The 26,471-nt window shown below is 65.7% G+C and carries 32 protein-coding genes; 11 read left to right on the forward strand and 21 right to left on the reverse strand.

Annotation, left to right across the window (positions count from 1 at the left end; translation table 11 throughout):
- Window positions 1-23: 23 nt before the first annotated feature.
- The 10 genes from FV242_RS12145 to FV242_RS12180 all read right to left on the reverse strand — a co-directional run bounded on the left by FV242_RS12145 (window position 24) and on the right by FV242_RS12180 (window position 6,630).
- Window positions 24-980 (reverse strand): HWE histidine kinase domain-containing protein, encoded by a 957-nt coding sequence (locus FV242_RS12145; protein ID WP_246692682.1) that lies wholly within the window; start codon window positions 978-980, stop codon window positions 24-26.
- A 334-nt stretch (window positions 981-1,314) separates the two neighbouring features.
- Window positions 1,315-1,713: a hypothetical protein gene (locus tag FV242_RS12150; protein ID WP_147939106.1), complete on the reverse strand. Its 399-nt coding sequence runs from the start codon at window positions 1,711-1,713 to the stop codon at window positions 1,315-1,317.
- 1,300 nt (window positions 1,714-3,013) lie between these two features.
- Window positions 3,014-3,184 carry a hypothetical protein gene (locus FV242_RS34510; RefSeq protein WP_187278405.1) on the reverse strand — a complete coding sequence of 57 codons (171 nt, stop codon included), beginning with the start codon at window positions 3,182-3,184 and terminating at the stop codon, window positions 3,014-3,016.
- A gap of 707 nt (window positions 3,185-3,891) precedes the next feature.
- Window positions 3,892-4,020, reverse strand: a complete 129-nt coding sequence (locus FV242_RS36065) for a hypothetical protein (protein ID WP_281407057.1) — start codon at window positions 4,018-4,020, stop codon at window positions 3,892-3,894.
- Between the two features lie 151 nt (window positions 4,021-4,171).
- Window positions 4,172-4,519: a hypothetical protein gene (locus tag FV242_RS12155; RefSeq protein ID WP_147939107.1), complete on the reverse strand. Its 348-nt coding sequence runs from the start codon at window positions 4,517-4,519 to the stop codon at window positions 4,172-4,174.
- 161 nt (window positions 4,520-4,680) lie between these two features.
- Window positions 4,681-5,181, reverse strand: coding sequence for a hypothetical protein (locus tag FV242_RS12160; RefSeq protein WP_147939108.1), 501 nt, complete (start codon window positions 5,179-5,181; stop codon window positions 4,681-4,683).
- Window positions 5,178-5,429: a DUF6074 family protein gene (locus FV242_RS35450; RefSeq protein ID WP_147939109.1), complete on the reverse strand. Its 252-nt coding sequence runs from the start codon at window positions 5,427-5,429 to the stop codon at window positions 5,178-5,180. Before FV242_RS35450 ends, FV242_RS12160 begins: the two co-directional genes overlap by 4 nt.
- A complete protein-coding gene (locus FV242_RS12170; RefSeq protein ID WP_147939110.1) occupies window positions 5,426-5,755 on the reverse strand; it encodes a hypothetical protein in 330 nt (109 codons plus the stop codon). The genes FV242_RS35450 and FV242_RS12170 overlap by 4 nt, the downstream gene beginning before the upstream one ends.
- Window positions 5,752-5,997 carry a DNA-binding protein gene (locus FV242_RS12175; protein WP_147939111.1) on the reverse strand — a complete coding sequence of 82 codons (246 nt, stop codon included), beginning with the start codon at window positions 5,995-5,997 and terminating at the stop codon, window positions 5,752-5,754. Before FV242_RS12175 ends, FV242_RS12170 begins: the two co-directional genes overlap by 4 nt.
- An 18-nt stretch (window positions 5,998-6,015) precedes the next feature.
- Window positions 6,016-6,630 carry a hypothetical protein gene (locus FV242_RS12180; RefSeq protein WP_147939112.1) on the reverse strand — a complete coding sequence of 205 codons (615 nt, stop codon included), beginning with the start codon at window positions 6,628-6,630 and terminating at the stop codon, window positions 6,016-6,018.
- A gap of 109 nt (window positions 6,631-6,739) precedes the next feature.
- Here FV242_RS12180 and FV242_RS12185 point away from each other — a divergent pair, with 109 nt between their 5' ends.
- The gene (locus tag FV242_RS12185; RefSeq protein WP_147939113.1) at window positions 6,740-8,083 is read left to right on the forward strand and encodes a site-specific integrase; all 1,344 of its coding nucleotides are present in this window, start codon (window positions 6,740-6,742) and stop codon (window positions 8,081-8,083) included.
- Between the two features lie 599 nt (window positions 8,084-8,682).
- On the opposite strand, the gene FV242_RS12190 is transcribed toward FV242_RS12185, so the two are convergent.
- Window positions 8,683-8,862 (reverse strand): hypothetical protein, encoded by a 180-nt coding sequence (locus FV242_RS12190; RefSeq protein WP_147939114.1) that lies wholly within the window; start codon window positions 8,860-8,862, stop codon window positions 8,683-8,685.
- 343 nt (window positions 8,863-9,205) lie between these two features.
- Entirely contained in the window at window positions 9,206-10,309 is a 1,104-nt protein-coding gene (locus FV242_RS12195) for an SMP-30/gluconolactonase/LRE family protein (protein ID WP_246692683.1), read from the reverse strand.
- Between the two features lie 307 nt (window positions 10,310-10,616).
- On the opposite strand from FV242_RS12195, the gene FV242_RS12200 reads away from it, so the two are divergent.
- From FV242_RS12200 to FV242_RS12215, 5 genes are all read left to right on the forward strand, one after another.
- Window positions 10,617-10,862, forward strand: coding sequence for a DUF333 domain-containing protein (locus tag FV242_RS12200; RefSeq protein ID WP_147909628.1), 246 nt, complete (start codon window positions 10,617-10,619; stop codon window positions 10,860-10,862).
- 58 nt (window positions 10,863-10,920) lie between these two features.
- Window positions 10,921-11,238, forward strand: a complete 318-nt coding sequence (locus tag FV242_RS12205) for a hypothetical protein (RefSeq protein ID WP_147909627.1) — start codon at window positions 10,921-10,923, stop codon at window positions 11,236-11,238.
- Window positions 11,239-11,248: 10 nt separating this feature from the next.
- The gene (locus FV242_RS12210) at window positions 11,249-11,455 is read left to right on the forward strand and encodes a hypothetical protein (RefSeq protein ID WP_147939115.1); all 207 of its coding nucleotides are present in this window, start codon (window positions 11,249-11,251) and stop codon (window positions 11,453-11,455) included.
- A gap of 162 nt (window positions 11,456-11,617) precedes the next feature.
- Window positions 11,618-11,740, forward strand: a complete 123-nt coding sequence (locus FV242_RS36070; RefSeq protein WP_281407058.1) for a hypothetical protein — start codon at window positions 11,618-11,620, stop codon at window positions 11,738-11,740.
- Between the two features lie 982 nt (window positions 11,741-12,722).
- Entirely contained in the window at window positions 12,723-13,034 is a 312-nt protein-coding gene (locus tag FV242_RS12215; RefSeq protein WP_147939116.1) for a hypothetical protein, read from the forward strand.
- A 68-nt stretch (window positions 13,035-13,102) separates the two neighbouring features.
- On the opposite strand, the gene FV242_RS12220 is transcribed toward FV242_RS12215, so the two are convergent.
- Both FV242_RS12220 and FV242_RS34515 read right to left on the reverse strand, forming a co-directional pair.
- Window positions 13,103-13,357, reverse strand: a complete 255-nt coding sequence (locus FV242_RS12220; RefSeq protein WP_147939117.1) for a hypothetical protein — start codon at window positions 13,355-13,357, stop codon at window positions 13,103-13,105.
- A 50-nt stretch (window positions 13,358-13,407) separates the two neighbouring features.
- A complete protein-coding gene (locus FV242_RS34515) occupies window positions 13,408-13,557 on the reverse strand; it encodes a hypothetical protein (RefSeq protein ID WP_187278406.1) in 150 nt (49 codons plus the stop codon).
- A 78-nt stretch (window positions 13,558-13,635) separates the two neighbouring features.
- On the opposite strand from FV242_RS34515, the gene FV242_RS12225 reads away from it, so the two are divergent.
- Window positions 13,636-14,715: a molybdopterin-dependent oxidoreductase gene (locus FV242_RS12225; protein WP_147939118.1), complete on the forward strand. Its 1,080-nt coding sequence runs from the start codon at window positions 13,636-13,638 to the stop codon at window positions 14,713-14,715.
- 175 nt (window positions 14,716-14,890) lie between these two features.
- Here the strand turns inward: FV242_RS12225 and FV242_RS12230 are convergent, their stop codons facing one another.
- The 3 genes from FV242_RS12230 to FV242_RS34520 form a co-directional block, all read right to left on the reverse strand.
- Complete coding sequence (locus FV242_RS12230; protein WP_246692130.1) at window positions 14,891-15,400, reverse strand: MucR family transcriptional regulator; 510 nt, start codon at window positions 15,398-15,400, stop codon at window positions 14,891-14,893.
- Window positions 15,401-15,781: 381 nt separating this feature from the next.
- Window positions 15,782-16,417 carry a peptidase inhibitor family I36 protein gene (locus FV242_RS12235; RefSeq protein WP_147939119.1) on the reverse strand — a complete coding sequence of 212 codons (636 nt, stop codon included), beginning with the start codon at window positions 16,415-16,417 and terminating at the stop codon, window positions 15,782-15,784.
- A gap of 280 nt (window positions 16,418-16,697) precedes the next feature.
- A complete protein-coding gene (locus FV242_RS34520) occupies window positions 16,698-16,850 on the reverse strand; it encodes a hypothetical protein (protein WP_187278407.1) in 153 nt (50 codons plus the stop codon).
- A 290-nt stretch (window positions 16,851-17,140) separates the two neighbouring features.
- On the opposite strand from FV242_RS34520, the gene FV242_RS12240 reads away from it, so the two are divergent.
- The 3 genes from FV242_RS12240 (at window position 17,141) to FV242_RS34525 (ending at window position 19,506) form a co-directional block, all read left to right on the forward strand.
- Window positions 17,141-18,061, forward strand: a complete 921-nt coding sequence (locus tag FV242_RS12240) for an outer membrane protein (protein ID WP_147909621.1) — start codon at window positions 17,141-17,143, stop codon at window positions 18,059-18,061.
- A 475-nt stretch (window positions 18,062-18,536) separates the two neighbouring features.
- The gene (locus FV242_RS12245) at window positions 18,537-19,211 is read left to right on the forward strand and encodes a DUF4142 domain-containing protein (protein WP_147939128.1); all 675 of its coding nucleotides are present in this window, start codon (window positions 18,537-18,539) and stop codon (window positions 19,209-19,211) included.
- Window positions 19,212-19,338: 127 nt separating this feature from the next.
- A complete protein-coding gene (locus FV242_RS34525; RefSeq protein ID WP_187193505.1) occupies window positions 19,339-19,506 on the forward strand; it encodes a hypothetical protein in 168 nt (55 codons plus the stop codon).
- Between the two features lie 166 nt (window positions 19,507-19,672).
- On the opposite strand, the gene FV242_RS12250 is transcribed toward FV242_RS34525, so the two are convergent.
- From FV242_RS12250 to FV242_RS12260, 3 genes are all read right to left on the reverse strand, one after another.
- A complete protein-coding gene (locus FV242_RS12250; protein WP_147939120.1) occupies window positions 19,673-20,155 on the reverse strand; it encodes an HD domain-containing protein in 483 nt (160 codons plus the stop codon).
- A gap of 116 nt (window positions 20,156-20,271) precedes the next feature.
- The gene (locus FV242_RS12255) at window positions 20,272-23,487 is read right to left on the reverse strand and encodes an autotransporter domain-containing protein (RefSeq protein ID WP_187278408.1); all 3,216 of its coding nucleotides are present in this window, start codon (window positions 23,485-23,487) and stop codon (window positions 20,272-20,274) included.
- Window positions 23,488-24,224: 737 nt separating this feature from the next.
- Window positions 24,225-25,187, reverse strand: a complete 963-nt coding sequence (locus FV242_RS12260; protein WP_147939122.1) for a GlxA family transcriptional regulator — start codon at window positions 25,185-25,187, stop codon at window positions 24,225-24,227.
- 115 nt (window positions 25,188-25,302) lie between these two features.
- On the opposite strand from FV242_RS12260, the gene FV242_RS12265 reads away from it, so the two are divergent.
- Window positions 25,303-25,944 carry an HD domain-containing protein gene (locus tag FV242_RS12265; protein WP_147909617.1) on the forward strand — a complete coding sequence of 214 codons (642 nt, stop codon included), beginning with the start codon at window positions 25,303-25,305 and terminating at the stop codon, window positions 25,942-25,944.
- 156 nt (window positions 25,945-26,100) lie between these two features.
- Here FV242_RS12265 and FV242_RS12270 read toward each other — a convergent pair.
- Window positions 26,101-26,471 (reverse strand): outer membrane protein (locus FV242_RS12270; RefSeq protein ID WP_368732195.1); only part of this gene is annotated, 371 nt, incomplete at its 5' end.

Raw genomic sequence — 26,471 nt, forward strand, 5'->3', positions numbered from 1 at the left:
TTTGTCGATGGCGAAGAGAACCGTCAGCGCTTCGGCAGGGGGATGCCGATGCTGATCCGAAGGCCGTCGGCGTCCGCTGCGATGTCCACCTCGGCGCCCGTCTGCGCGGACAGGATGCGGTTGATCAGTCGCATGCCGAAACCCTCCCGTGTGGGCAGCGAAGGCGGCGGTCCGTCATGCTCGTTCCAGACCCAAGCTAGCCAGCCGCCGTCCGGGCGATCCTCCACGGTCCACGTTACGGTGACCCGACCATTCGGATGCGCCAGAGCGCCGTGCCTAAGGGCGTTGGTGGTCAGCTCGTGCAAGGCCATGCCGATGGGTACCGCCAGCTCGGAGGGAAGCCGAAGGTCCGGCCCCCGGAGGGTGATGCGACCGTTCTCGTTGTAGGGATCGAGTTCGGCCCTGAGCAGTCCCTCGAACGATGCGACCTGAGCCTGGTCCTCGGTAATGAGCGCGTGGGTCCGCGCGAGCGAGACGATGCGGCCGGTGAAGGCCCTCCCGAATTCCGGCAGCGACACGGCCGAGCGCATCGTGGCGTTCAAGACGGCCTGGACGGTCGCCAGGGTGTTCTTGACGCGGTGGTGGAGCTCGCGGACCATCATGGCCTGCCGCTCCTCGAAGGCACGGCGGTCCGTCACGTCGCGCTGGGCGGAGACCCAGTGCGTGATCCGGCCATCGGCTTCCCGAACGGGTGTGATCAGCCACTCGACCATGTAGGTCGAACCATCCTTACGGTAATTCAACGCCTCGCCTTGGAACGGCTCCCCCGCCTCAAGCAACGCCCGGGCGCGGTCGAGCTCGGCACGTTCCGTTCTTGAGCCCTGCAGGAAGCGCGGGCTCCGGCCGATAACCTCGTCCAACCCATAACCGGACAGGCGCACGAAGGCGGCGTTGGCGTATTCGATGCGCGGCCCAGGCTCGTCGAGCTCCGCCGTGGTGATCAGGATGGCCTCGCCCGTCGCCTCGACCGCAGCCTTCAACAGCCTCAGGTCAATCTCGCCAGGCCCGCTATCGTTGCGCAACGCCGTTGCAACCCTTGCCCGGGGGCACCGAAATGCGGTGACCCAGCGTCCGGAGCGAATGCAATCCTCGATCCCGCCGACAGGGAGAGAACCTGCGATGAACGAGTCGGTTGCCGTCCCTCCCGAAGTGTCGCGCCCCTCCTGGCCCGCAGCACGATGGGTCGCGTCGGAGACCCGGATGCCTTGGGATCGTCCGTCACACGGGACCGTCGAAGTCCCGTGTGACGGACGAACGACTCTAACGAGACACAGATCTTGATGATACTTCAGACGCAGGCGGACATCTGCAAACTCACTCTGTCTTGGGTGCGACGGCAGGCGCCTGCGGCTGAGATGGGCCGGGATGGATCGTCATGGCCGGAGGCTGGTCCGAGAGCTGCTGACGCGCCTCGGCGAGCTTGGCCTGGGCCGCCGCCAGTTCCTGACGCGTCGTCCCGAGACGGTCCTCGAGCGCGGCCATCTCCTTGTTCCGAGTGGCCAGCGTCTCGGTCAAGGTCGCCAACTGCGCCTGAGCGTCGGCCTGCTTTCTCTGTAGCGCCTCCACCGCCGAGGTCGCACCGTCGCGGTCGGACGCCAGCTTCCGGACCGCCTGCTCGGCTTGGCTCCGCTCGGAGATCACGCGATCCCGCTCTGACTGCGCCGTGGCGAGTTCCTTCTGGGCCGCTGCCAAGCCGTCCTTGGCTTGCTGCACCTGCTGGCCAACGATGATTGGGAAGCGGGTCGCAACTGAATCACCCGCTCCAGTCGTAGATCGTTGCCCACCAAGCTGCCGGGGAGCGGACCTTCGCTGGGTCTGCAAAGTGTCGGTAGGGGCCCGTCCGCTTTTCCGACCGACTTTCTCCGCAGCGGACAGGCCGCTTTCGGCCACCTTCGGTCATCCGGAGGCGCTCAAACCTCTGGGAAGCAGACGTTCCGAAGCTCGGCGTAGGGTCGCGAGCTACGCGACGGCGGTGAGGGTTGGCGCAAGCGACGGCCTGACCGGGTAGGTCGACGCGATGGCGGCGGGCGAACTCGACAATTCGGCGCAGGGCAGTCTGCCGAAGCATGCTGCGGGGATCCCCGCCGCGGCGGCATCACGGCCGGGGAGGCGCGGGGTCGCCCAGACGATCGAAGGCGACAAGCTGGCGTTGTGCGGCTTGCCGGAGTGCTGGCTCGCGGTCGCCCTTCGGCATCCGCAGCACGTCGAACGGGTGCATCGTCAGCGCCTTGCTGCCGGCTGCGCGAGCCAGCGCAACGCTGTCTTGGCCGCTGCCACGGAAAAGGTCCGGCCCTGGCCGAGCCCGGCGCGAATAATTTCGTGCCGGATGTTCGTTCGCAGGACGATGCGACCAACATCGATGTCAGCGCCGAGGAGTTCCACTAATTCGGCAGGCTCGATCGCCAGAGCCGCGGCGATCTCCTCATTGCTGGCACCGTATGCCGCAAGCGCCGTCGCACACCGCCTTCGCCGGCCCGGTTCTCCGCAGGGTAGCCGGCTGAGTACGTCGCCCAGGGCAATGATCGGATCTGGAGCAATTACAGGCCCCGGTTTCCGCCCTGCGCCAGGGCGATTTCCGCCGTGCTGACCGACCATGTTTGCCCCCAACTTGAATAGAGAAATCAGGCTTGAGGAAATTAAATCTGCGAATGCGACCCTGTGCGGTCAGAAACCCCTACGGCCCGGACTTTTGCCTCCCCCCTCCCTTGGTAAACAGAGCGGGCGATCAAGCTGACACAGGCTCCAGCGTGGTCCGCATCATGTCGGCGGCTGCAGCGGCCCGCGTGTAGGCGTCAGGAGCGACACGACGGTCTCGGGGTGGGTACCCCTCCCGGATCTCTGCAACGGCCGCTGTTGCCTCTCGCTGCCACGTTGTGACGGCGCTCTGGTAGGCGATGGCGGTAGGCGATGGCAGGAAGGTCGCCTTCAGCCTCGGCCGCCTTCACACCGATCGCCAGCATGGGCACGCGCTGGATGAGGCGGATCAGCAGCTCGGTGTTGGTGTCGTTCCTGGTCATGCCGCAACGGGCTCCAGGTCGACGCGAGCTGCGAGCGCCGCGGCGGCCGCATCGAGGTCAGCGTACTCGCCCAGGGGAGCGCCGCTTGGGCTGTAGGCGAAGCAGCCGGACCAACAGTGGACGACGCTCCCGATCAGGACGCCGGAGACGAACAGGTCCAGGGCCATGACGCGGCCTCCCACTACGCTACATGTGCAGCGTTTTACCAGTTAACGGTCAACAATTCGTCACGTGTTCCCGATATGGACTCGCGCGGCACCGGGACGTTGCTAGGATAATTTTGGGGCGAACTTCAGATCGGACAGCCTGTCCGTTCTGCCCCGGATCGCGGTTAGATCGAGCGCATGGTCCGGCCCGGACCTGAAACAATCGATCCTGACCTGAAAATCCCACTGGTCTGCTCTTTTAGGCTTGGTGCCGCCGCATCGCCAGACGCGCCACTCCCAGCGCCCGTTCACTTCCTCCGGCAGGATCGTGACGACCTCGAACCGGGCCGGATCGGTCCAGTCGTTGCGGTGGACGATGTGGAAGCCAGGGCGCGCCTCGTCATCTTTGAGTCACGGCGTAAGGCGGGGGGAAACGATAACTGCGCGGGTCATCGAAGCTTCGCTCTGGGGGATCGCCGGCGCGAAATGCGACGCTCAATGACTACAGCCGTGCGCGGCAACGGCGCTGAAACCGGCAACAGTGGCTCCGCCGGCGGCGACACGACCGGCTCTTTAAGGGGAGGCATTACCGAAGCGACCTGTGCGAACACGGCGAACTCATCATCGTGCCGCTCAGCCAGGACCCGTGCTTGCGTCTCAGCCTTGGCAAGGCTGGTATGCTCGAAAGATCTGCTCGCGATTGCGAATTGCGAATTGCGGACAGAGGCTCAGCGGTTCGCGTGCCGGGCGGTGATTGCGTCGACCCGGTCGAACATGTCGAGGTTGGAAGCGATCTGCTGGACAAGGGCGGCGCGCAGCGCGCGGATGGCCTCGCGATCGGAGTCCGGGTCTCGCATGGTGCCTATCACGGCCGAGACCCGGCCGTGCTGCGGGGAAGCGTGCGGGCCAGCCGAAGGCGTGTTATTTTTGATGATGACTGGAATTCCTCTGCGGGGACTGTGGTTGGGCTCGGGGGCGCTCGCCGTCGCTTCCCGGGCCCGTTTCGTCTCAGATGCGCTGAGCGTCGCCGAATTGATCGGCGATGGCGCTGAGCGCCATGACGGTTTTCATATTGCTCTGAGCTTCGCAGCTCTCCTTTAAGATCGCCGAGTAGAGCGAGGCTTGGAGTTGGAGCGCGGTCGACGCCATCAGCAGCGCCATCCGGAGGGTGATTCCGTGATCACGCCAGTCCGTTTGCGCCGCCGTCGTCTCGAACAACTCCTCGAACTCCGCAGCGGTAATTGTGCTGACGCTAGCTGCATGGAGTTGCTGGGCCATATGTGCCGCCATGGTGACGGCGGGATGCACTAGGCAGTGATTGATCCGGTGGGGCTCGTTTTTTTCTTTCTCAAACATGACTTCTCTCCCTCCGGATAGCGCCGGGCCGCACAGCCGCGGGTGGCGGCCGATCTCTGTGATGGTGCTGGATGCTGTTGGCGCAGAGCGCGTGGCGCCTACGGGAATGGTATATTAGATGTGTCCGCCCTGAGGGACCGTGAGAACGCTGAAACCGGGCTTCACGGTCCGCGGAGAGGGACGGTTCTAGGAATTCTTTGGCCCATCAGTCCGCTCTGGGGGACCGACTGTCCGCCCTCGGGGACTGAGCGTCCGCCCTGGGGGACCGTGAAATTCTTTCCAGGCACCCAACTCATGAAGCGTTTGGTCGGCAATTGGCCCGACACGTCGCATGTGTGTTCGGTCAACCGCCATTCGGTAGCACGTCCATCCTTTCTGCTGTCGAAGCCTCCTACGATCACGACCTCGACGAAGCCGAGCGACTGCAGCTCCCGAAACGCTTTCGAGGCACTGGTCTTGCTAATGTTCAAATTATCGGCGGCTTGCCGCACCGAGAGGATGATGCGACCGTTGTTTATGCCCTTGTATCGCTGCTTCAGCAGCACGTAGAGCGCCCGGCCCGCCGTGCTGAGATGCTGCCAAGCCGCTGATTCCGTCAGCCACTCGTAGAGGCGGATATGCTGCGGCTCTTTCTTGTCGTTGCCCTTGGCATCCCTCTTCACGCGGCGCCTCCTTGGCTGACCAAGAGGCGCCATAGGTGCGCGCGGATGGCGCTTTCGTAGGATCCGACCTCGGACCGGATGAGCGGTTCAGAGATGCCCTTCCTACGAAGTCCGTCTTCAAGGCGCCGCAGCTGCTCCCGAAGGTGGCCCTCGGCATGGTTGCTAGGGACCGTCACCATGTACAACGCCGTCTTCCGAATCTGCGGCAGCCGGCGGGCGAAGCGGAACGGGAGGACGACGGCGGTCATGTCGAAACGGCCAAACGTTCAAACTCGTCCCAGTCGAATTGTTTTACTGGACAATTAGGGACTGGCGCGTCACGACGAACTGGATCCCAGAAGGCCCCCACTTCCTTATATGTATAAGGATCCTCGTAAGGATCAGAATTAAGGTCTCCTGTGAAGGCTGGATTCTTGATCAGCCTGCAGAGCACTTCTTTGCCGGTCCAGTGTGGCACACCGACGCCGTCAACGATGTCAATGCCATATTCAGGCACCCAAGCAATTATTTGTTTGATCGGCGCGGCGCCAAAATTTGGCCTCCCCGTTGGAAACTTGATGACATCCGCGCTCATACCACGCTCTCCTGCTTCGCGATCCACTTCAGGATGGTGGTGCGGCGGGCGCACAGTGTTCCACCTAATTTAAAGCAGGGCAGCCCTAGTTTATCGGCTGCGTGATAGACCTTTCGGCGACTGCCCTCTGAGTCATTGCCGAAGATAAAGTGTGCAATCGCTCCAGCACCAGACATAAGATCCTCAGCAAGAGGCAAGCCGGTAGCGTTCACGCCAGGGGGGCGAGTTTTGATATCTTCCATTTTTCTAATCCCAGCGGTTTAAGATTTTAGTGCTTCGCCAACTCTGGCAAGCGTTCGGTCAGTGAATGTTTTGCTGATCTCTTGATCAGGTACTTCTTTTGAGTCATCACAAACTATATTCGGTCCAAAAGAGACATTTACGAACATGTCTCTTGCTCGCTCTGCTTCTTCTGCACCCATGTAAATGCTGGCTGTCAGTTCCGGCCCGGAGAGCGTGATCCGAGTAGTGTGGCGATCCAACTGATCACCTTCATTGCGGAACTTATTGATTATCTGTTCAAGTGTATCTCCGAACGGAGCGAGTCGGTAAAAAGATTTATTCCAATCATTATCATTTTCTGACCTAAGTTCGTCCCATTCTTCGGGGTCTTCTAGAGATAAAAAATCACGAGTTAGTGGTAGTGCGCGAAATGATCTAACAAGCTGACATGATTGTTTTGCGGCGCCGGGAGCGTTGACGCCAATTAGCAAGTTTGCTGCATCTCCTACTCTCATTTTAGCTCCGCCTCGACCACGGCCACCCTGAGCAATCAGTCCGTCCTCGCGAAGGTATCTAGCGATCCAAAGCACCTGATTTTCCTCAAGTCCCTGAATCTGAGCGATTGCCTTCACCAGTTCGCTAAGGGTTGCCATCGTCTAACGGATCCGATTATGAGTATGGCTCATTTTCAATGCAACCCTATTTTTGAGTGCGGCTCCGTTTTTTCTGATAGCCTCCAAGCGCGATGTCAACGAGGTGCCGATGGCAACTATCCGAAAGCGAACGCTCCCAAGCGGTAAGGCCGTTTGGCTCGCGTCCTACACAGACGGCGGCGGCGCTCGCCGCTTCCGCCAGTTTCCCACGAGGAAGGAGGCTGATGGGTTTCTCGTACGTGTTCGGAGCGAGGTGATAACCGGCATCCATGTACCAGACCGCGCAGCGAGCACGGTGGACCACGCCTACCGGTTGCTGATCGCCGCGCTGGAGGCGGATCGGGCGGCAGGCGCCACGCTGCACAATTACCGCGTCTACTATGGGGGGCATGTAAAGCCCTACCTGGGTACTCGGCTACTCCCGAAACTCCACCCGGCGGACGTCGGTGACTGGCTCGAACGGCTCAAGGCTGAGGGACGCACCGACGACACGTGTCGGCGTGCCAGGATCGTGCTGGGTGCGATCTACGATGAGGCGATCCGTCGGCGACTTGCCCACGCTAATCCCGTCCGCTCGCTTCGGAGCCGGCGGAAAACACGGCGCGCAGAGATCCGTGAGGTCGAGGAGACGATCCGCATTCCAGAACGCGAGGTCGTTAGGGCGATGCTCGCCGCAGCCGCTGATACGGAGGCTCTGTTTCTGATCGCTCGTGAGCGAAGCGGAGACGGGGCCCGTGTCGTTGAGGTGCGGCGGGTCTCGACCGAGCATCCGATCCGGCAGGCGCGTGCCTTCCGCGCGCGGCACTCAGGGGTCGCTGTGGAGACTTTCCGCCCAACACCATGGCTCCGGCCACTCCTGGCCACGATGGCTCTTGCCGGCCTGCGCATCGGTGAGGCGCGCGGCTTGTCCTGGGCCAACGTCGAGCCTGAGCACATTCAGGTCCGAGAAGGAGTCGACCGCTATAATGTTCGAGACACCGTGAAGACGGCGGCGGCTCTGCGTAGCGTGCCGATCGGCCCACAGCTCGCAACGATCCTGGCGAACTGGCGAGCTAGGATGGCAGGGGAGGGCGGTCTGGTGTTCCCGTCGGAGACCGGAACACCGATCGGCTACCCAAACATCGTGAACCGGCAGCTCGGCCCCCTACAGATCGCTCTCGGGATCATAGCGGCTGACGGCTCGCCGCGCTGGACGGCGCACAGCTTCCGGCACTTCGCCGTATCGCTCTGGATCGACGAGGGAGCGAAGATCGGGCAGGTCTCGGAATGGGCAGGGCATGAGTCGCCTGAGTTCACGCAACGGGTCTATGGACACCTGTTCAAGGCTGGCCGGACGGACCGCCGGGCGGTCACTGCAGGCGAGCTTTCTGTGCTCGGCGCGATTGAACCAGCAACACCAACGCAACACGGCAACGACAACGCGCTGAAAAACAGCGCATCAGCAATAGCTTAATCGACCGCAGCAGCCGCCTTCTAAGCGGCAGGTCGTTGGTTCGAGCCCAACCGGGGTCGCCAGGCGTTTTCTGGAGGCGGTGGAGCGTCGCCTGCGCTCGCTCACGCAGCGTACGAGCCCGGCGCCGCGGGGCGGAGGTCGTCCCCGTCGTTGCCGGCCCTGGCGTGCCCGAACGATTCGCCGGCCGCACCCTGGCTCAGCATCCTGCCTGCTGAGCTCGTCGGAGCGTCGGCCCGACGTGTCTGTGCGGGTGAGGGTGAACGCGCTCCGACAACTGCCACTGTCGCACCGGCGCTCCGGCATGGGCGCAACGGCGATCGCCGGATCACGGCGCCGCCCCGGCGCGCGGGTTGGGTGGGAACGTGAAGCGGTTCGACCCTTCGTCAGGCTCGTAAGCCGCTGATCTGGCCCTGTGAAAGGCTTTCGGTTCCGGCGCGTCGACCGAGCTGCGGCAGGCGCACCTTCGGTGCGAAGGCGGCTCAGGCGTGCACCTCGAACCCGGGTCCCCAGAGCGGGCCGGCCCCCAGGACGATGCCGTCCCGGAGGCGCCGTATGTCCTCGTCTTCAGCCCCGCGGATGCGGAACAGGAAGCGCCGCCGTCAGATCGAGGCGGCGCGATGGATGCGGTGGTATCGCGCTGCGCGCTGGGTGGCGCGCGCATTGTGCAGACGGCGCATCCGGTCCTGATGAACCTCATCCTCGTACGATGGATTGACTGTCATCGCGGCGTGGATCGGCAGTGCAGGAAGCCTCTCGTTCTGCGGGTGTACGGTTTTCATGGCGATGCCCCTCGTCACTACTTACGCATTCGAGCTTAACCGCTCATTTGCGATTTGCAAGCGGGCGGCGGGACCCCGTCACCATGGGATTGGCCACCGCGTCCGGCGATCCGTCCCGATCCGCATGAGCCCCCCGCTTCCGGACGCAGGGCCTGCCGGCAAGATCCGGCGGAACGCGGCCGGGTGTCGGTCGGCTCTCAACGCCCCCTCCGTTCGAACACGTGCGCGCGGACCAAACACGTGCGCACGGCCCGGCGCCTGCCCGCAGCACGGCAGGCTCCCGACCGCATGCCGCGGCGCGCCGATGAGCGCCCAGGCCTGCGCCCGGGGGCTCGAACGCGGATCAGTTCCGCAGCGGCTTGGCGTCGATCTGCATCCGATAGATCGTCGTCGGGAATTTCACCGCCGAGGCCTCGCCACCGTTCATCGCCGGCGTGCGGTTCATCTGCGCGGCCGGAATCCACAGGCCGCCCTGCTCGTCGATCCACATCGCGTCGACCCAGACCAGGCGCGGATCCTCCACGAGCGTGCTCATGCGCCCATCCGGGGCGATTTTGAGGATACGCAGCCCGTCCGTATCGCTGGCGTAGATCGTCCCGTCCGCGTCGATCGCGGTCCCGCCCGTGGCTACGGTGGCGGCGAACAGCGTCACGTGTTTGGCCCGCTCGGCGTCGGCCAGGCCGGCATCGTCCAGATAGCGGGTCTCGATGCTGTAGAGCGGGCCAGTGCAGGCCTGGTAATACAGGGTCTTGCCGTCGGGAGAGACTTCGAGCTGGTCGGCGTGGATGAACAGGAGCTTGCCTGTGTCGTCCCGCAAGGTGCGGCCCTGGCCGGTCAGCGGCCGCTGCGCGATGGTGGACCAGTGCCCGTCGAGCGCACGCCGCAAGGCGCCTGTATCGAGATCGAGCACGATCAGCCCGGGCTGGCCGGCATCCGTCAGGTAGACATTGCGGCCGTTGAACCGGAAATCGTCGATGAAGCTCCGGTCGGTGGTTGCGGCTTGCAGCGGATAGACCCGGCGCACGGCGTTGGTGGCCAGGTCGATCTGCACGAGCTTCGGGCCGCCCGGGAGTGGCACCTCGCCCATGCCGGGTGCGCCCTTGTCGACCACCCAGAGGTCGCCGTCCGGTCCGATCCGGATCGCGTTGACCGCCACGAAGGCCTTGGCCGGGTCGTCACCGGGCTTCCACGCGTTCCAGCCCGCGTCGGGGAATGCCACCGGCTGACCGTCCCGCCATTCGCCGAGTTCAATGCCCTTGCCCTTCGACTGGCGCTGGAACGGCGAGAACAATCGGCCATCCTTCGACCGCGTGAACCCGTTGAAGACCAAGCTATCGGATTGCAGCATCGGCTTGAGCGTGTCGGACCCGTGCTGCGCGTCGGCGGCACGGCCGGGCAAGATCAGGCCTCCGACAATCAGAAGGGCGACGATCGAGGAGCGGATCATGCGGAGTCGGGCCTGATGTGCGGTAGCCGGGTCTCCTGCTGCAAGGCGCGAGGCGCCGCGGGTGTTCCTCGGCGGCGGCCGGAAACGGCAGCTTCCCCCGCCCGCACCAGCCGGGCGGCCCTCTCATGACGACCTGCCCAGCCTCTCGCTTATCCAGAGGCGTGCGGCCGTCTTCCCATCGACGTTGATCCTCAGGGTTGCAGCGGGCACAGTGAGTGTAGATCAACGGGGCTTGAGACCGTGATAGGATCGGAGGCGCTCCATGAAGCGCCGCACCGTGTACCGGAAGGCGAAGGGCTGAACTGACGTGATCGCTCAATCTCTGCTTGCAGCCGCAGGTGTCTGCCTGGTCGCGGGTACAAGCCAGGCTGGCAGCGCCGGCGTCCGGGTCGCGCTGGCGAACCCCTCGTCCGTGAACTGCGCCAAACAGGGCGGCACGACGGAGATCCGGGACGGCGTCGGCGGCCAGATCGGATATTGTCGCTTTTCGGACGGTCGCATCTGCGAGGAATGGGCCCTGTTCCGGGACAACCTATGCAAGCCGCCGGCATGAGACCGGCACGCAATCGGGTCGGCGGCCCCTGGGCTCGTGAGACAACGGGATTCCCGACGTGACCGGCTCCCACACTGAACCCGACAAGGTGGCCGAGGTGGCCAGGCTCGCGACGGCGATCGCCGACCGCATCCTCGAGCAGAACGCGGCCGGGATCACGATCCCGCCGGAGCAGTTCACCATGCTGGTCAGGGCCGCCCGGATGCTTCTCGACAACGGGACGCCCTGGCCGCCGCCTGTGGAGCATGTGTTGATGGAGGTGGCCAAGCGTGTCGCGGAGGCTGAGGTTGCAGCCGACCTCGGCTCGACCGCGTCCGAGGGCGATGACGTCGTGGCGCACCTGACGCAAGCTCTCGATGCGACGAAGCGGCGTTAGGGAGGCGACCATGCGTATGGGGCGATCCAAGCATCGGCGACCCGAGCGTTCGACCCAGCCGCTCTCCGATCCGAAGGTCGTGGTCCTGAGGCCCCGAAGCCGTCGTCGTGGCGTCGATCTGGGATCGGAGGCGGCCAGGAAATTTGCGGTCTCGGCCGTGACCCTCACCATCATCGTGCTGGCCGGCGGGTACCTGCTGCGCGTGTGGCAACCGTAGCGTGGAATGCGGCGCCGAGGGTTCAGCGATCCCTAGCGTTGGCTGCGTAGCCAGATCTATCTCGGCGCGTGAAAATATTCGCCGAACCGTTGCGTTTCCAATCCATGATAAAGCGTGCGGCCAATGCGGCTATAGCCTGCTTCGTGGATGGGGATCCCAACCATGGCCGATGACCGCTCGGATCACCTCGACAATGCGAAGGATCGGTCTGTCATTCGCATCATCGCCATGATGCTGGCGATAGAGATGGCGTTCCTGCTTGCATCGCTCATGGTTCTGGATTGATCAGGAGCCTCCCCGCCACCCCGGGGCAAACGCCCGGGCGCGGGGCATCAAAAAGCCCGCACCGGCGAACCGGGCGGGCTGAAGATTGCTGATCCAGGACCATGGACCACATTGAATGTCGATTATTATAGTTAAAAAAGTCTAAACGCCAGATAATGACAGTCTATTCGGCGGGGCTGGTCAAAGCGATCCACGACCCGCCGCGCCCATGATCTGGTTCCCTCGTCGCGTCGCTTTCGAGTGCGCGCGGTGGGCGGCGGGGGCCGCGGCGCGGAGCCGGTTCCGATCGCAAGACAACCGGGCTCGCCCTTCCGGCACCCGTGGGCACGTCGGATGTCGCGGGCGGGGTCGCTGACGCGTGGGGGCGCGGCCCGAGCGGGTCGCGTGGGATCTGGCACCATGCGAAGTGAAACGAGAGCCCCAGATGCTCGAAGCTTGGCTATAATCTTAACTGCATGTTTTATCTGTGATTGAGTGCGATTAACCACAATAAATAATTGCCAATGACCCCTCTGAAGGTCAGTGTATTTACGTTGCGTAAATTGAGTATTGGCAATGGACTACGTAGGGATATGCTACTTTACTGAGTTCGGACGTTGCCTGTGTGCTCATGCGGCGGGCGGCGGCGGCAATTCCGGCGTGGCCGATCAGAACCCCGGTTTGTCCGCCGGCATTCTCTGCTTGCTTCCCGCCATTGCCCCGGTGACCGGTGCACATCCGTCCTCCACGTCGCCCCCGGGCGCCGGGGGAAGCAGGACGATGTCCTTCACCGCCGCGCTCCGCGGTTCCGAAGACCCCGTCTTCGCGTTCAGCGCCGTCGCCGGAGGTGAATGCCGGGCTCAGCGTAATCCTGGCCGCGGGGGCTGTGGCGTTCCTTCGCCGACGGCGTGCGCGGGCGTGAAACGCCGGCGACGAATGCTCTCGTCGTGCGTTGACGGCATCATCCAGCCTTGCCCATCCTCGAACCTTGCCGGAGTGTCCGATGCTCATCCGATCCGCATTGCTTTTCGTGGCCCTGACGTCGGGCGCGCACGCCGCGGCGTTCGATGACGTGAAGGGGTATCTGGCGTCCTGCCTCAGGTTCGAGATGAACGGCGCCGAGGCGCAACGCGGCGTGAACCCGGCCTCCAAAATCCGCCCTGCGCTGGAGCGGTGCGGTCCGGAGTTCGATCGCGTTGAGCGGGCGGACGGGCGGCGCCTACGCGGCGATGGCGGGATCAGCCCCTCGACCAAGGAGGTCATCCAGAGCGTCGTCGGCCGAAGCGGAAACGGTTTCTCCAACGTCCGGTACTGACGATCCGGCCGGTTCCACGGTGGCCGGTGGGCTGGATCCGGCCACCGGGAATCCGGCGTCCCGCCCGGTCACGTTCGCCGCTGCGTGTCCGTTTTCGCCGTGTCGAACGCTTCATGCCCGGCGCGCTCGACCGGCGAGCGTGTGTCGCCCTGCTCGGCCACCCGCTTCGCCTCGTCGTTTCGCGGCGCACCGATGTCCCCGGGCTCGGAGGCGCCGAGGGAGCGTGGGCCTTGCGAGGTCCCGCGGACCGGCAGGTTCTCGTAGCCACGCTCCCCCGGCTCTGCCTGGGCGGGATCGGTCTCTGGGCGCTTCGGGTCGATCATGGTCGCGGCGCTCTTCGTATCGGCCTTCGGACGGGGTTGGGCGGCCGAGATCAGGTCGGCTGCACCTCGGTGTCCTTCACGTCGGGGTCGTCCTCTTCGGGCACGGTGGGCTTGGACGGCTCGATCTCGTCGAGGCGGGACGGATCCTCGATCAACGCGCCCGGATCCTCGCCGGGCATCGGGGTATCAGCCTGAATCATGGTGCGCGCCTCCGTTCTCGTAGCGCTACGCTCCATGAGCCCAGGCGTTCCCAGTTCGCATCAAGGGGTACAACCTGCATGTCGACGTTCGCCGAGCGAAAGGCACGCCTGATCGTTCACGGGGATGCGCCCTACAACGCGGAGCCACCGCTGGTCCGGCTGCGCGCCGCCTACCGTACGCCGGCGGATGCGTTCTACGTGCGCTCCCACGGAGATCTGCCGGCGATCGTCGGGGATGAGGCCCGCATCAGCGTCGATGGTGCGGTCCCGACGCCCCTCGATCTGTCGCTGCACGACGTGCAGTCGCATTTTCCGCACGTCGTCGTCACCGCGACGATGCAATGCGCGGGCAATCGCCGCGCCGACATGGGGGCGGTCGCACCGGTGTCCGGTGATCCGTGGGACGGCGGCGCCATCGGAACGGCCGACTGGACCGGAATCCGATTGGGGGATGTGCTGCGCGCGGCCGGGATCCAAGAGGGCGCGGCCCTGCATGTCGCGTTCGAGAGCCACGACATGGTCGAGGGGCATCCCTACGGCGTCTCGATTCCGCTCGCGAAGGCGCTGGCGCCGGAAACCCTGCTGGCCTTCGCCATGAACGGCGAGACGCTCCTGCCGGAGCACGGCTTCCCGCTGCGGGCCGTGGTGCCGGGTTACGCCGGGGTGCGGAGCCCGAAATGGCTCAAGCGCATCACGGTGCAGGACCACCCCTCCGACAACGCGATCCAGGCGAGCGATTACAAGCTGTTCCCGGCCGATGTGACCGCGGAGACGGCCGACCCGGCGAAGGGCCACACCATCAACACCATGCCGCTGAACGCGGTGATCTGCGAGCCGCTGCGCGGCGCCGCGTTGAGGGCCGGAACGACCAGAATCCGCGGCTACGCGGTGTCGGGTGACCGCGCCGTGGTGCGTGTCGACGTCTCCGGCGATGGTGGGCGATCCTGGGCCCAGGCCTCGCTCGAGCATGACGCCGCGTCGCCCTTCGCCTGGACGTTCTGGACCATCGACCTCGACCTGCCCTCCGGTGAGCGCACGTTGGTGGTACGGGCGTGGGACGAGGCTGGGCAGACACAGCCTGCCGACCCCGACGTGACCTGGAACTACAAGGGCTATCTCGGCACGGCATGGCACCGCGTGCCGGTGAGCGTCGCCTGAGGGCTGCCTGACAGAGCGGTCGCCCGGTCATTCGGTGCGGGCGCGCCGCCCGTGCGTGAACGGGGGCGGCACGACGACTGGCGTGCTCGCAAGCGGGAGCCCGGTCAGGCTCGACCGCCGCGATCGGTGAGGAGATCAGGATCGCCGGAGGGGGCGGGCAGATCCCTGCCCGGCCTCAGGCCTCCTGGGTCTTCCGCGGCCGCCCGGCACGCTTCGGCTTCTCCGCGGCTGTCGCTGTGAGGTCCTCGGCCTTCGGGGCCGCCTTCTTGCGCTGCTGGCCGAGACCGAGGCTCCTCGCGAGGGCCGAGCGCTGTTCGGAGTAGCTCGCGGCCGTCGAGGGGTAGTCCCGCGGCAGGCCGTAGCGCTCCCGGTACTGCTCGATCGTCATCCCGTTGCCGTTGAGATGCCGCTTCAGCGTCTTGTACGGCTTGCCGTCGACGAAGCTGATCAGTGCATCGGGGGTGATCGACTTCCGGATTTGGGATGGGGTCGGCCTGTCGGCCGCCGGTGCCTCGGGGGCGCCGCTATGGGCAAGCCCCGCGAGCGCGGCGTGCGTGTTGGCGATCAAGCTGGCAATCTCGCCCGGCTGCAGGTGGTTGTTCGAGACGTAGGCGGAAACGAGACCCGCCGTCAGTTCGATGTAGTCGGGAGCCCCACGCTCGATCGTTTCGACGGTTTCGTCCACGGTGTGCACCTGTGCTTGAAGAATCGGCACAATGTGCTGTCGAACGTCACAAGGCAATGCGATAACGATTGTGCTGATTGTTTCTACAAGCATTCGCGGTGGATACGCTGCACGGCTCCGAAATCGGCGCCCTCCCGCTGTCGTCATCGCGCATGACGGTGAAACCGGGAGCCGGTTCGCGCGGATCGGAGGCCGCGCGGTGCGGGGCCCGCGCGGTGCGGGACATTCCAAGCCCTATTGCCAAGCCCTATTGCCAAGCCCTATTGCCAAGCCCTGTTGCCGCTCGGGCCGACCGGCTCCGGTGACGGGGCGGCGTTGTCTTCGTGCCGGCTGGAGTTGCGCCCTTTCGCCGAACCGGTATCCACTGCGCGGGCGAGCGCTCTAACCAGCGCGACGCGCGCAACGGACGTAGGTCGAGGTGCCCATGGCGCTCGTCCAGGTCAGGCGATCGCCGTTCACCGCGATGCGGACCTGCGAGGACCAGCGGCGGTCGCGGGCGCCGCAATCGGCCGCCATGGCCCAGGCATTGCCGGTTCGATGAGCGCCGCGAAAGCTGCAGATGGTGTCGCCGGCCTGGGCCCGATCGGGCGTGAACGTCGCCGGGACGTAGCCCTTGCGGCGCGCGGGGGCGCTGCAGGCATCTGGAGTGGGCCCCCAGGTCCCGACATAGGCGAACCCGGCCGAGGCCGAACGGGGCGTCGCCGGCGGTGCGACCGGTTGCGTTGCGATGATCGGCGATGCGAGGGGCGCCCCGGCATCGGGTGCCGCAACGGCCCCGGCCGGCTCGGGTGCCGCAAGCGCCATCACAGGCCGGGACAGGTCATCGGGCTGAGCGATGAGCGGTTCCCCGACGGACTGAACCGATGACGTCTGGAGCGGGAGATCCGCGTCCAGATAGGCGCCGCAATACGCGAACAGCCCGGCCCAACCGAGACCGAGCAGGATGTGGAGCACTGTACTCCGACGGCTCTCGGCGCTGGGGCCGACGAGCGGTGCCGCCACAATGATCGCCCCCATGTCTCCCTCCCGCTCCGCTCTTCCCCAGGTTGCCTATGCCTCGGGGCGACATCTGCCGCTCTTCAGGAAGCGCGATTTCGCGTCCTGGACAGGCATGTGTCCGGTGTCGAAACGGCGGCGGTTCATTAACATTTATTAAATCGTTAATACTTCGTTAATGTGCCAGTATTGATTAGCTGCCACGGCTCCTTCGCCCGGAGCGGCGGTCGGCACCAGACCGCGCCCGCATGGATGCGGCGCGGCAAGCATCCGCCGGGTTTCCGGGAATAGGGCTGTCGCATCAGGATGTGCCGCGGTCGTCGCCCTCGGGGCGGTGCATGATCCGGGCGGCCGGCCGCCAGAGGATTGCAGCGCCGATCAACCTGCCGGCGATCGCTTCGACATGCCGATCGGACGCGCCCTGCGCGCCGTTCTCCTTCACCGCGACACGCATCCGCTCCATCGTCTCAGGGTTTGATCGGTCGATCGCCGGCGCGCGCGCCGGATCGGCAGGGCACATCGTATGCCGATTGGGGTCCGGCCCATCTCTGAATGAGCATGCCGCAAAGAATCCGCGGATATGCTGTTTTCATATCCTATCGACGGCATGGTGCACCGGATATATGCCAGATTGAAGAAATCGATAAAATCGAATTCTTGGTGTTGCGAATTGGATACATCGCGTTTGGTTTTTATTGATTACGTTCCTGCCCGTTCGGGGTATTTCGAGGGGCAAGAAGGGTCATGAAAAAGATTTCGGTCATTCTGACCGCGCTTACGGCGCTCACGGCAACAGCATCGGCAGCGGATCTACCGCGCCGAGCGGCCCCGCCCCCGGTCTTCACACCGGTGCCGGTGTTCACCTGGACGGGGGCGTATTTCGGTATCAATGCTGGGTATGGCTTCGATGCCAGCAGCCGGCAGGATAATCTCGGCGTCGGCATCGCCCCCGGGGCCAGCCCGCTGTTCCCGGCTGCCGGTGGCACGCTCATTGGCTTCTCGGGCCAGCGGTCCCAGGAAGGTTTCACCGGCGGCGGCCAGGTCGGCTACAACTATCAATTCACGCCGGGGTCGGGTGTCGTGATCGGCTTCGAGGCTGACGCCCAGTACGTCGACTTCGGCCGGGACCGGAACCGCAACTGCGTCTCCACCCCCGCGACCGGCACCTGCGGTGGCGGCGCCGCGCCCGGGACCCTGATCTTCAACCCGTCCGGTCTGGCGAGCCTGGACTTCTTCGGCACCGTGCGCGGCCGCCTGGGTTATGCCTTCGACCGGGTGCTCGTGTACGGCACCGGCGGGTTCGCCTACGGCGCGGGCGGCGGCCGTGATTTCGGCCTGCCGAACAGCAGCCGCGACGACTTCAAGACGGGTTGGACCGTCGGTGGCGGCTTCGAATACGCGCTGCCCACCGACTCGTTCCTGAACTTCTTCCGTTCGAGTGCCGTGACCTTCAAAGTCGAAGGTCTGTACGTCAACCTCGATCGCGGCAATCAGAACAACGGGATCTTCGCATCGAACGGGGTGACTTCACTGAGCGTCTTCAGCCCTGGCGTCGCCCTGGGCAACAGCGTCACCTTCGTGCCTGTCTCTCCGACCGTGCTGCGCCGTGACACGGAGTTTGCCGTCGTCCGCGCTGGCCTGAACTACAAGTTCGGCTCCTTCTAGAGCCATCGCCGCCGACGCGGATACCGGTTCGGCGTGAGCGAGCGCGTCGAATCCAAGACTCAGAGCCGCTGAACTCATCCCCCGGCGTGCGCGCCGGGAAACTCGGTGGGCGGAGCCTCGCTCTTCGCCCTGTGATTCGCCCACTCACCAGGGAGGCCCCGGACGTCACTCGACCTCGAGTCCCCAGTCCTATCAGCATGGTCGCGAGGTCGGCAGCGCCCCGGAAGCAACCGCTTCCGGGGCGTTCGCCATTGCGGCGGAGCGGTTCCTCGCCGCGACGGCGGTGGTGCGGGATACGCCAGCCGATTGTCGGGCTGGGCCGCCCGCCCCGTCTCGCTGGTCCGCATCGCGTGGCGGTTTGTCTCATCGCTCTTCCTGCGGGAAACTTGGGCTGAGCCGTCCGGTTCGCGGGATGGCACCTCAAGCGACCTCTGGCGCCTCGGTGTCCTCTCTCACGACCCGGAGCCTTCTCATGATGCACCGTCGCGAAGTCCTCACCACGATGCTGGGCGCCACGGCCGCCCTCGCAATCACGCGTACCGCTGTCGCCCAAGTCACCCCGTCCGGCGCGATCCCGTCGGGCGTCTACCTCCAGATGGCGACCACCGGCGGCCTGTTCTTGGAGAACACGGCCCGCGACGCGCACGAGAAGACCCGAAACCCGGCGCTCAAGAAGTTCTCCCGCGCCGAGGTGGTCGAACAGGTGAACCTGGCCCGCAAGATCAACGCCTACACCGGCGGCGTGGCGCCGGCGCCGAGCGCCGGTGCGCCGGCGGGTCCCGGCGGCCTCCTCGGCGGCCTCGTCGCCGCCCCGGTCGCCGTCGCAGGGGCGGCGGTCGGTACGGCCACGGGCGCGGCCGGCGGCCTGCTCGGGGTCACCCCGCCACCGCAGGGGATGACGACCGACGCGCAGAAGGCGCAGATCCTGTCCCAGCTCACCGCGATGCCGCCGGGCCCGCAATACGACGCCACCTTCGTGGCGAACGCGCTGCAGGGCCACCGGGAAGCGCTCAACATCCACGGCTCCTACGCGCAGTCGGGTGAGGATCCCGGCCTGCGCCGCATCGCCCGCGGCGCGCTGCCTCTGATCAACCTGCACATCGCGCAGCTGACGCAGATGCAGGGCAGGATGAGCAATACCCAAGGCTGACGACCCGGATCCGAGCCCGCTTTCGCGGCCTTCGCCCACCGAGCGGGCCAACCGGCTCGCCCGGTGGGCGAAGGCGGCGGAACGGTGTCGGCGCCCCTCGGTTTCCTTCCTATCCAGGGAGAAGCCGATGGGTGAGCCAGACCCCGTGAAACCCGGCGACGAGGCACCCCCCGACGCCCCCGGCACCGGCGAGAACCTGTGCCGCGAATGCAGCGGTTCCGGCAAGGTCGCGGGTGAGGCCTGCCCGGCTTGTGCGGGGACCGGTAAGGTCAGGACGGGTATCGGCGGCGGCTGAGAACGGCGCGGCCCACGCAGCGACGCCTCCGGCAGTCTGAGGACCGCCCGCCGCAGACCCGGCTACGCAGCGCGAACCGACCAGGGGCCGCCGCCCTGGCGGTCCGTGCGCCTGAGGGAAGACCCGTCGTCTGGGCAGGGCGGACCGGGTCTACGCGTGCCGCGCCTCATCGCCCCGTGTACCCGAGTGCGGCCGCGGCCTCCTTCAGGCGCCCGAACGCCGTCGCGTAGCGTTCTCGCAGAAAGGTGGCGTTCGGCAGGGTCCGGGAGGGGCAGAGATTGTCCTCGTTGTCGGACATCTTGATCAGGATCGCCGGAAGACTGCCCGCCGTGATCCGCTCGGAATAAGCCGTCCGTTCCTTCGGTTTCGTGAGGATCCCAACGGCCTCGATCACCTCCGGCGTGAACCCGGCCGCCCGCAGGTCCGCGGTGGAGCGCGGCGTATCCTCGAGCACGTCGTGAAGCAGGGCGGCCTGCATCACCACCATGGGGTCGATGTCGAGACCGTCCACCAGCCGGGCATGACCGGCCCGGGCCAGCGCAGCGTTGGCGACCCGCTCCAGGTGCCGCATGTAGGGCTGGCCACCCTTGTCGATCTGACCTGCGTGAGCCGTGAGCGCGAAGGTGTGGGCGTCGAAGATCGTCGGCACGCTATCTCCCCCAACGGATCCACCGGCACGCGTGCAGGATAGCGCATGGCGCGCGCCCGCACCGGCCCGTCGGTGGAGAACGACCCGAGCGGCGGTGGCGTTCGGGTCGTCGCGTGTCAGAGTTGGCCGCCGAAGCTGAGCAGGCCTCCGATCGCCGTGGTGCCCAGCGCCGTCGTCCGCACGGAGGCGGTCGCCGACACGGAGAGGCTGTTGCCGAGGCCGAACGCCAGGCCGGTACGCGCCTCGCCTCGGGTGCGGCGCAGGTCGGCCTTGTAGCCGAAGTCGCCGATGTAGTCGGCATGGGCCGTGAACCGCATCGTCGGCTTGCGGACAGCCTGCTCGATCTCGACCCCCGAGATCCAGCTGAGGCCCGTCGTCAGCGGCACCGAAACATCCGCGCCGAGAAAGGCGAGCGTGCTGCGGTAGACGATCCCGTCGTACTGTACGGGAAAGCTGACATTGGCTTCCGTGTAGCCCTGACGGGTGACGCGGCTGGTCCTGACCCCGCCATGCCAGCCCAGCACCAAATCCCCGAAGACCGGAAGGGACTGCCCGATCTCCAGCGTGCCCGCGAGGCCGCCGATCCGGGCGTTGCCGGTGCCGGCCTCCGTGGCGGTGGATTGCAGGCGGCGGACATCGGCGTGGTACTGGCTGGCCGCCAACGCGGTGCGCAGGTACCACGCACCCCCCGCGTAGGGTTGGCTCCAGTTGAGGAAGGCCCCCGCGCCGACAGCGTTGCGGTTGTCGTTGAACGCCGGTGACGGCAGGGCCCGGTAGGGCGCGTAGCTGAGATGGCCGCCGACCGTCAGGGTGTCGGTCAGGCCGTAACTCAGGGGTAGCGTCGAGAGCGTATCGGTGCTGCTGCCGTCGGAGACGATCCCCGCGCTGGCCGACCAGCAGAGACTCCCGCGGCTGCAGGACCAGGTCTGCTGCAGATAGGAGAGCGACTGGCGCTGGATCTCCAGAACCGAGAACGTGTCGTACCGCAGCCGGGCGATCGACCGGCGCGTGTTCGTGACATCGACGAGTTGAGTCCGAACGTCCGTGGACGGCGCGGAGGTCGTCGCGGTCTGGGCCGGGGCCGGAGCCTGGGCGGATGAGACCGTTGGAGCCGGTTCCGGGGTCGGTGCGGCGGGCTGCCCCTGAGCCGACGGGGTCGTCGGGGCGGCGACCTGCCCCGACGCCTGGGTGGAGACCTGCCCCGACGCCGGGGCGGAGGCCTGCCCCGACGCCGGGGTGGACGCCTGGACGGCTGCCCGGGCCTGGGGCTGGGTCTGCGGGGTCGAGGGCCCGCTGGCGGGCGTCCCCGGATAGGTGATCTTCCACAGGACGGCGTGGGGATCGCCCGAGTCGGTCTCGGAATAACCCGCCGCAACCCGGCCGTCGGCGGAAAGCGCCTGGACCTCGGACACGCCACCGCCATCGGACCTCAGGGTGCCGAGATCGGTCCTGCTGCGCCAGCCGTCGCCGAACCAGACGACGCCGTGCGCGAACCCCGAACTGGTGCTCGCCATGCCGCCGGCGACCCGCCCGTCGGCGGACAGGGCCCGCACCCAGGACGAGCCGCTGTTGTCGGCCCGGAGCGTGCCGAGATCGCGCTTCTCCGACCAGCGCGATCCGGACCAGAGCGCCGCATGGGTGTAGCCGGAATCGGTCGTGCCGCTGCCCGCCGCCACGGTGCCGTCGGCCGAGAGCGCCCGCACCACCGAGGTGCCCCGGTTGTCGGATTTCAACGTGCCGAGATCGGTCTTGGTCGTCCAGTTGGCGCCGGACCACAGGGTGGCGTGCGAATAGACGTCCACGCTGCGATCGGGAGCCGCATAGCCGCCGACCACGGACCCGTCCTTCGACAGGGCGTAGGCCCAGGACGTCCCGGTATTGTCGGACCGCAGGGTGCCGAGATCGGTCTTGGTCGTCCAGGTCCGCCCCGACCACAGCGCCGCATGGGTCGTCCCGGAATCGACGCTCGACTCGCCGGCTGCGACGCGCCCGTCATCGGACAGGGCGTAGACGCCGGATGTGCCCGACTGGTTCGACGTCAGGGTGCCCAGATCGGTCTTGGTCGCCCAATTGGTCCCCGACCATACGATGGCGTGCAGCCTCTGGTCGGCGTTCTCCGCGATGCCCGCGATGACGCCACCGTCCTTGGACACGGCATAGGCCTTCGCGGCGCCGGTGTTGTCGGCCCTCAAGGTGCCGAGATCCCGCTTCTGCGAGAGGTCCGAGCCCGACCAGGCCGCGGCGCGCATGTCGGCGCCCCGGTCGTCGGTATAGGCATCCCCGACGGCGACATGTCCGGTTGCGGAGAGGCCCCAGATCTCCGAAGCCCAGCCATTGTCGGCTTTGAGCGTGCCGAGATCCCTCTTCTCGCTGCTTCCGACCGTGGGGGCGGCCTGAACCTGCCTGCCCGTGCCGGTGGCAGGCACCGCGTTCTCGACGGTGATATGGGTGTCGTTGTCGAGTACGCGGTGGAGTTCGTCGGACGTCAGAGAAATGATACCAGCGTGTCGCGGCGAGAGCTGGTTGACGTCGGAGCCCGAGACGGGCGTGAAGGTCTTGAAATCTGTGGTCTTCACCAGCTGGAAGCCGCCATTCAGGTAATTGTCGTACATGACGATATACCCGCTGCCATCGTTCAGGCGGTAAGCCTGCGGCCCTTCGACGGCGTTGCCGGTTCTCTGCACTTCATCCTGCGAGGGCATGATATAGCCCCAGGTCAGATGGTCGGACACGGCATGCTTGATGACCCGGAGCCGGGCCGTACTTCCCTGAGGCGATGACTCCGCCTTCATCAGCATATGATATTTGCCGTCTTGTTCGTTGATGTCGTAGTCGATGTAGCCGATCCCGTCCCGAGCATAGAAAAGCTGCCGCGGCGTCTCTGTCAGGGCTGTGAAATCTCGGTTGGTGTGGGCGTAATAGGCCTTGTAGGGATCGTTTGATCCGACGGTCAGATAGACCATGTTCCGGTCGGTCAACGGATTGTAGGCGACCTGCGGCGCCCAGGCGGCGTGGAGGCCGGGGAACAGATTTGGATACTGCTTTTCAAAATTGACGGTGGCGGATTTCCAATGAATGAGATCTGGAGATTGCATCAGGACGATGCCCCGGTTGCTTCCCCAACCCTTCCAGCTCTGCATATCGGTCGCGGTCATGATGAAATTGCCGTCCTGCCCACGGTAGATGTAGGGGTCGCGGAGGCCGCCCATCTCGCTGTGACTTGCGTCAATGACGGAATTGCCGTTGTTCAGTCTGTTGAAACGGCGGCCGTCCAGGCTGTAGGAGAACTTCAACGTCTCCTCCCAGGGCCGGTTGCCGGTAAAATAAGTCAATAAATATCCGTCGTACGGCGGATACTCACCCGCCGCAAAGCTATGGCTGGGTGTAATCTGAAATAATATGGCCGTGGCAGCGATTTTCATTGCGTTTTTCATTGTGTATCCCCCCTATTTTTGTATTTTTATCAGTTCTTATTATTGATACGGTCTCCTGTTCGTCTCGCGGTTTCTGATGCGCGACGCGATCGGGTTGTCCGATAAGACGTTGGGTCAGATCACGGTGTGTCCGGTGATTGTTGGGCCAGACACCAAGATGAATGCTGATATCTCTTGCGCAAGCCGCGCTCTTCGCGCAGTGTATTGTAAGAATTCACCAATAATGTAGAATTAGACGACGCCTCACGATGCAAGCATGGCCTTGATAGTCCGATGCGAAGCATAGGACGCATTAAATTTCCAACGCAACAACAAAGTGCACGTTTATCGCCAGCAGTATCAAGATGTTTGAGTTTTTGTGATATACATCAATTTGGATCTAAGACCGATCCAGCGCACATCACGACTTGCACTCGATCCCGATAGAAAAGATCAGACGTCTCCGCTCCGTGTGGCGAGCCTGCAAGCGACGGCGTGAAGGCGATCCCCCTGTTGCCGGTTTGTGACAGCGCTCCGGTGAGGACCACCGGCATGTCGACAAAACCTCCCGCGCCGGGGGCGCATGATCCCGACGATGTCCGGCTGATCGGCGTTGACGTCCGGCGATCACCAGCCGCTTCCGAACGACCGCCCGCTCACCCCGCGCCGTTTCGCCTGCGGAATTCGGCAGGCGTGATGCCGACGTGGCGCACGAAGGCCCGGCGCAGGGTGTCGGCATTGGCGAAGCCCGTTAGGGCGGCGACCTGCTTGGGCGGAAGGCCCTCCGCCTCCAGCCAGCGCCGCGCCGCCGCGACGCGCGCCGCCTCGACCCAGTCGGCCGGCGTCACCCCGACCTCGCTCCGGAACAGGCGGGCGAAGTGCCGGGGGCTGAGGCCGGCCCGTCCGGCCAACAGGGCCACGCTGTGATCCTCGGCGGGCGCGGCCGCGATCCAGCGCTGGATTTCCTGCAGGATGGCCCGGCCTGACGGCTCGGTCGCGCCGCGACGGCTGAACTGCAACTGGCCGCCGGGGCGTTTGAAGAACATCACGAGCTGCGCGGCGACGCGCTTGGCGACGTCCCGGCCGAGATCCTCCTCGACGAGGGCGACGGCCAGGTCGAGGCCGGCGGTCACCCCGGCGGCGGTGCAGACCGGGCCGTCCCGGACCTGGATCGCGTCGGGCTCGACCCGGATCGCGGGGTAGCGCCGGGCCAGGGCGTCGGCGGCCGCCCAATGCGTGGTGATCCGGCGCCCGTCCAGCAGGCCGGCCTCGGCGAGGGCGAAGGCTCCGGTGCAGACCGACCCATAGCGCCGGGCCGCGGGTGCCGTGCGCCTCAGCCAGTCGAGAAAGGCGGCGGCCGGACGGCGATGGGGCGCGTCCGGCGATCCCGCCACCAGCAGCGTATCGAGGGTGCCGGCATCGGCCTCGAAGATAGTCCGATCCGCCAGCAGTCGCGCGCCCGACGAGGCCCGGATGACGGCGGTGTCGGTCGAGACGATCTCGGTACGGTAGACACACCGCCCGGCCTGGACGTTCGCCTCCGCGAAGACGTCCAGCGGACCGGAGACGTCGAGCATCTGCACGCCCGGTCCCGCGGCGATCACCAGCCTCCGCTCCATAATGCCCTCCCGCGCGTCCGTCGCGGGCGTGATTTGTCCGTTTGGAACGTGTGCCGTCAACTTCGGACGCGAAGGGCGTGATCTAGTCTGTCCTAGTCAGCAAGGAGTGATGGCCATGGACCAACCCATCCGCGACGTCGCGATTCCCGACAGCACGCTTGCCCGGGCGGTGACCGAACGCGTCCGGGATACGGAATCGCCGCTGCTGTTCCACCATTCCAGCCGCGTCTATTACTTCGGCGCCCTGGCAGGGAAGCAGCGCGGCCTGCGCTACGATCCGGAGCTGCTCTATGTCGGGGCGATGTTCCACGACATGGGGCTGACCCCACAGCACAGCAGCGCGCAGGACCGCTTCGAGGTCGACGGCGCCAACGCGGCACGGGATTTTCTACGCGGGTACGGCATCGACCAGGCCGACATCGACACGGTGTGGACCGCCATCGCGCTGCACACCACGCCGGGCATCCCGCAGCACATGCACCCCGTGGTCGCGCTGGTCACCGCCGGGGTCGAGATGGACGTGCTCGGCCTGACCTACGCCGACTACAGCGACGCGGAGCGCTCGGCCGTGGTGCGGGCGCATCCGCGGACCCCGCATTTCAAGGAGGACATCATCCAGGCGTTCTACGAGGGGATCCGGCACAAGCCGGAGACGACCTTCGGCAACGTCAAGGCCGACGTCATTGCCGACAAGGAGCCGCATTTCCACGCCGGCAACTTTTGTCGCGTGATCCGCGAGTCGCCCTGGCGCGGATAGGCTGCGGCTTGCCATCCAGCAAAACGGCAGAACCCCGGGCGCCAGGGGCACCCGGGGTTCTGCACGACCTGAGCGGCCGGTTTGATCGGGCTGGGCTGCCGAAGCGGCTCCCGGCCAAGACGACTCCCGGCGTTGAGGCCGGGAGCGTCGCGGGTCCTAGTACGAGCCGAACTTGTAGTTCAGGCCGGCGCGGACGACGGCGAACTCGTCGTCGCGGCGACCGATGGCGCTGTAGGCCACCGGGACTAGGTTGGCGGCGTTGACGACCAGGGCGCCCTGGTTGCGGTTGCCGCGCTCCAGGTTGACGTACAGACCTTCGATCTTGAACGTCACGGCCGAGGAGCGGAAGAAGTTCAGGAACGACTCGGTGGGGAGGGCGAACTCGACACCGCCGCCGACGGCGTAGCCGGTGCGGAAGCTGTCGTTGCCGGCGTAGCCGCCGAACGAGCGGTCGGCGCTGCCCGAGCCGTAGGCGAAGCCGCCGGTGCCGTACACGAGGGTGCGGTCGAAGGCGTAGCCGAGGCGGC

Origin of the sequence: Methylobacterium sp. WL64, assembly GCF_008039945.1 — a bacterium.
In the GTDB taxonomy this organism is placed as follows: domain Bacteria; phylum Pseudomonadota; class Alphaproteobacteria; order Rhizobiales; family Beijerinckiaceae; genus Methylobacterium.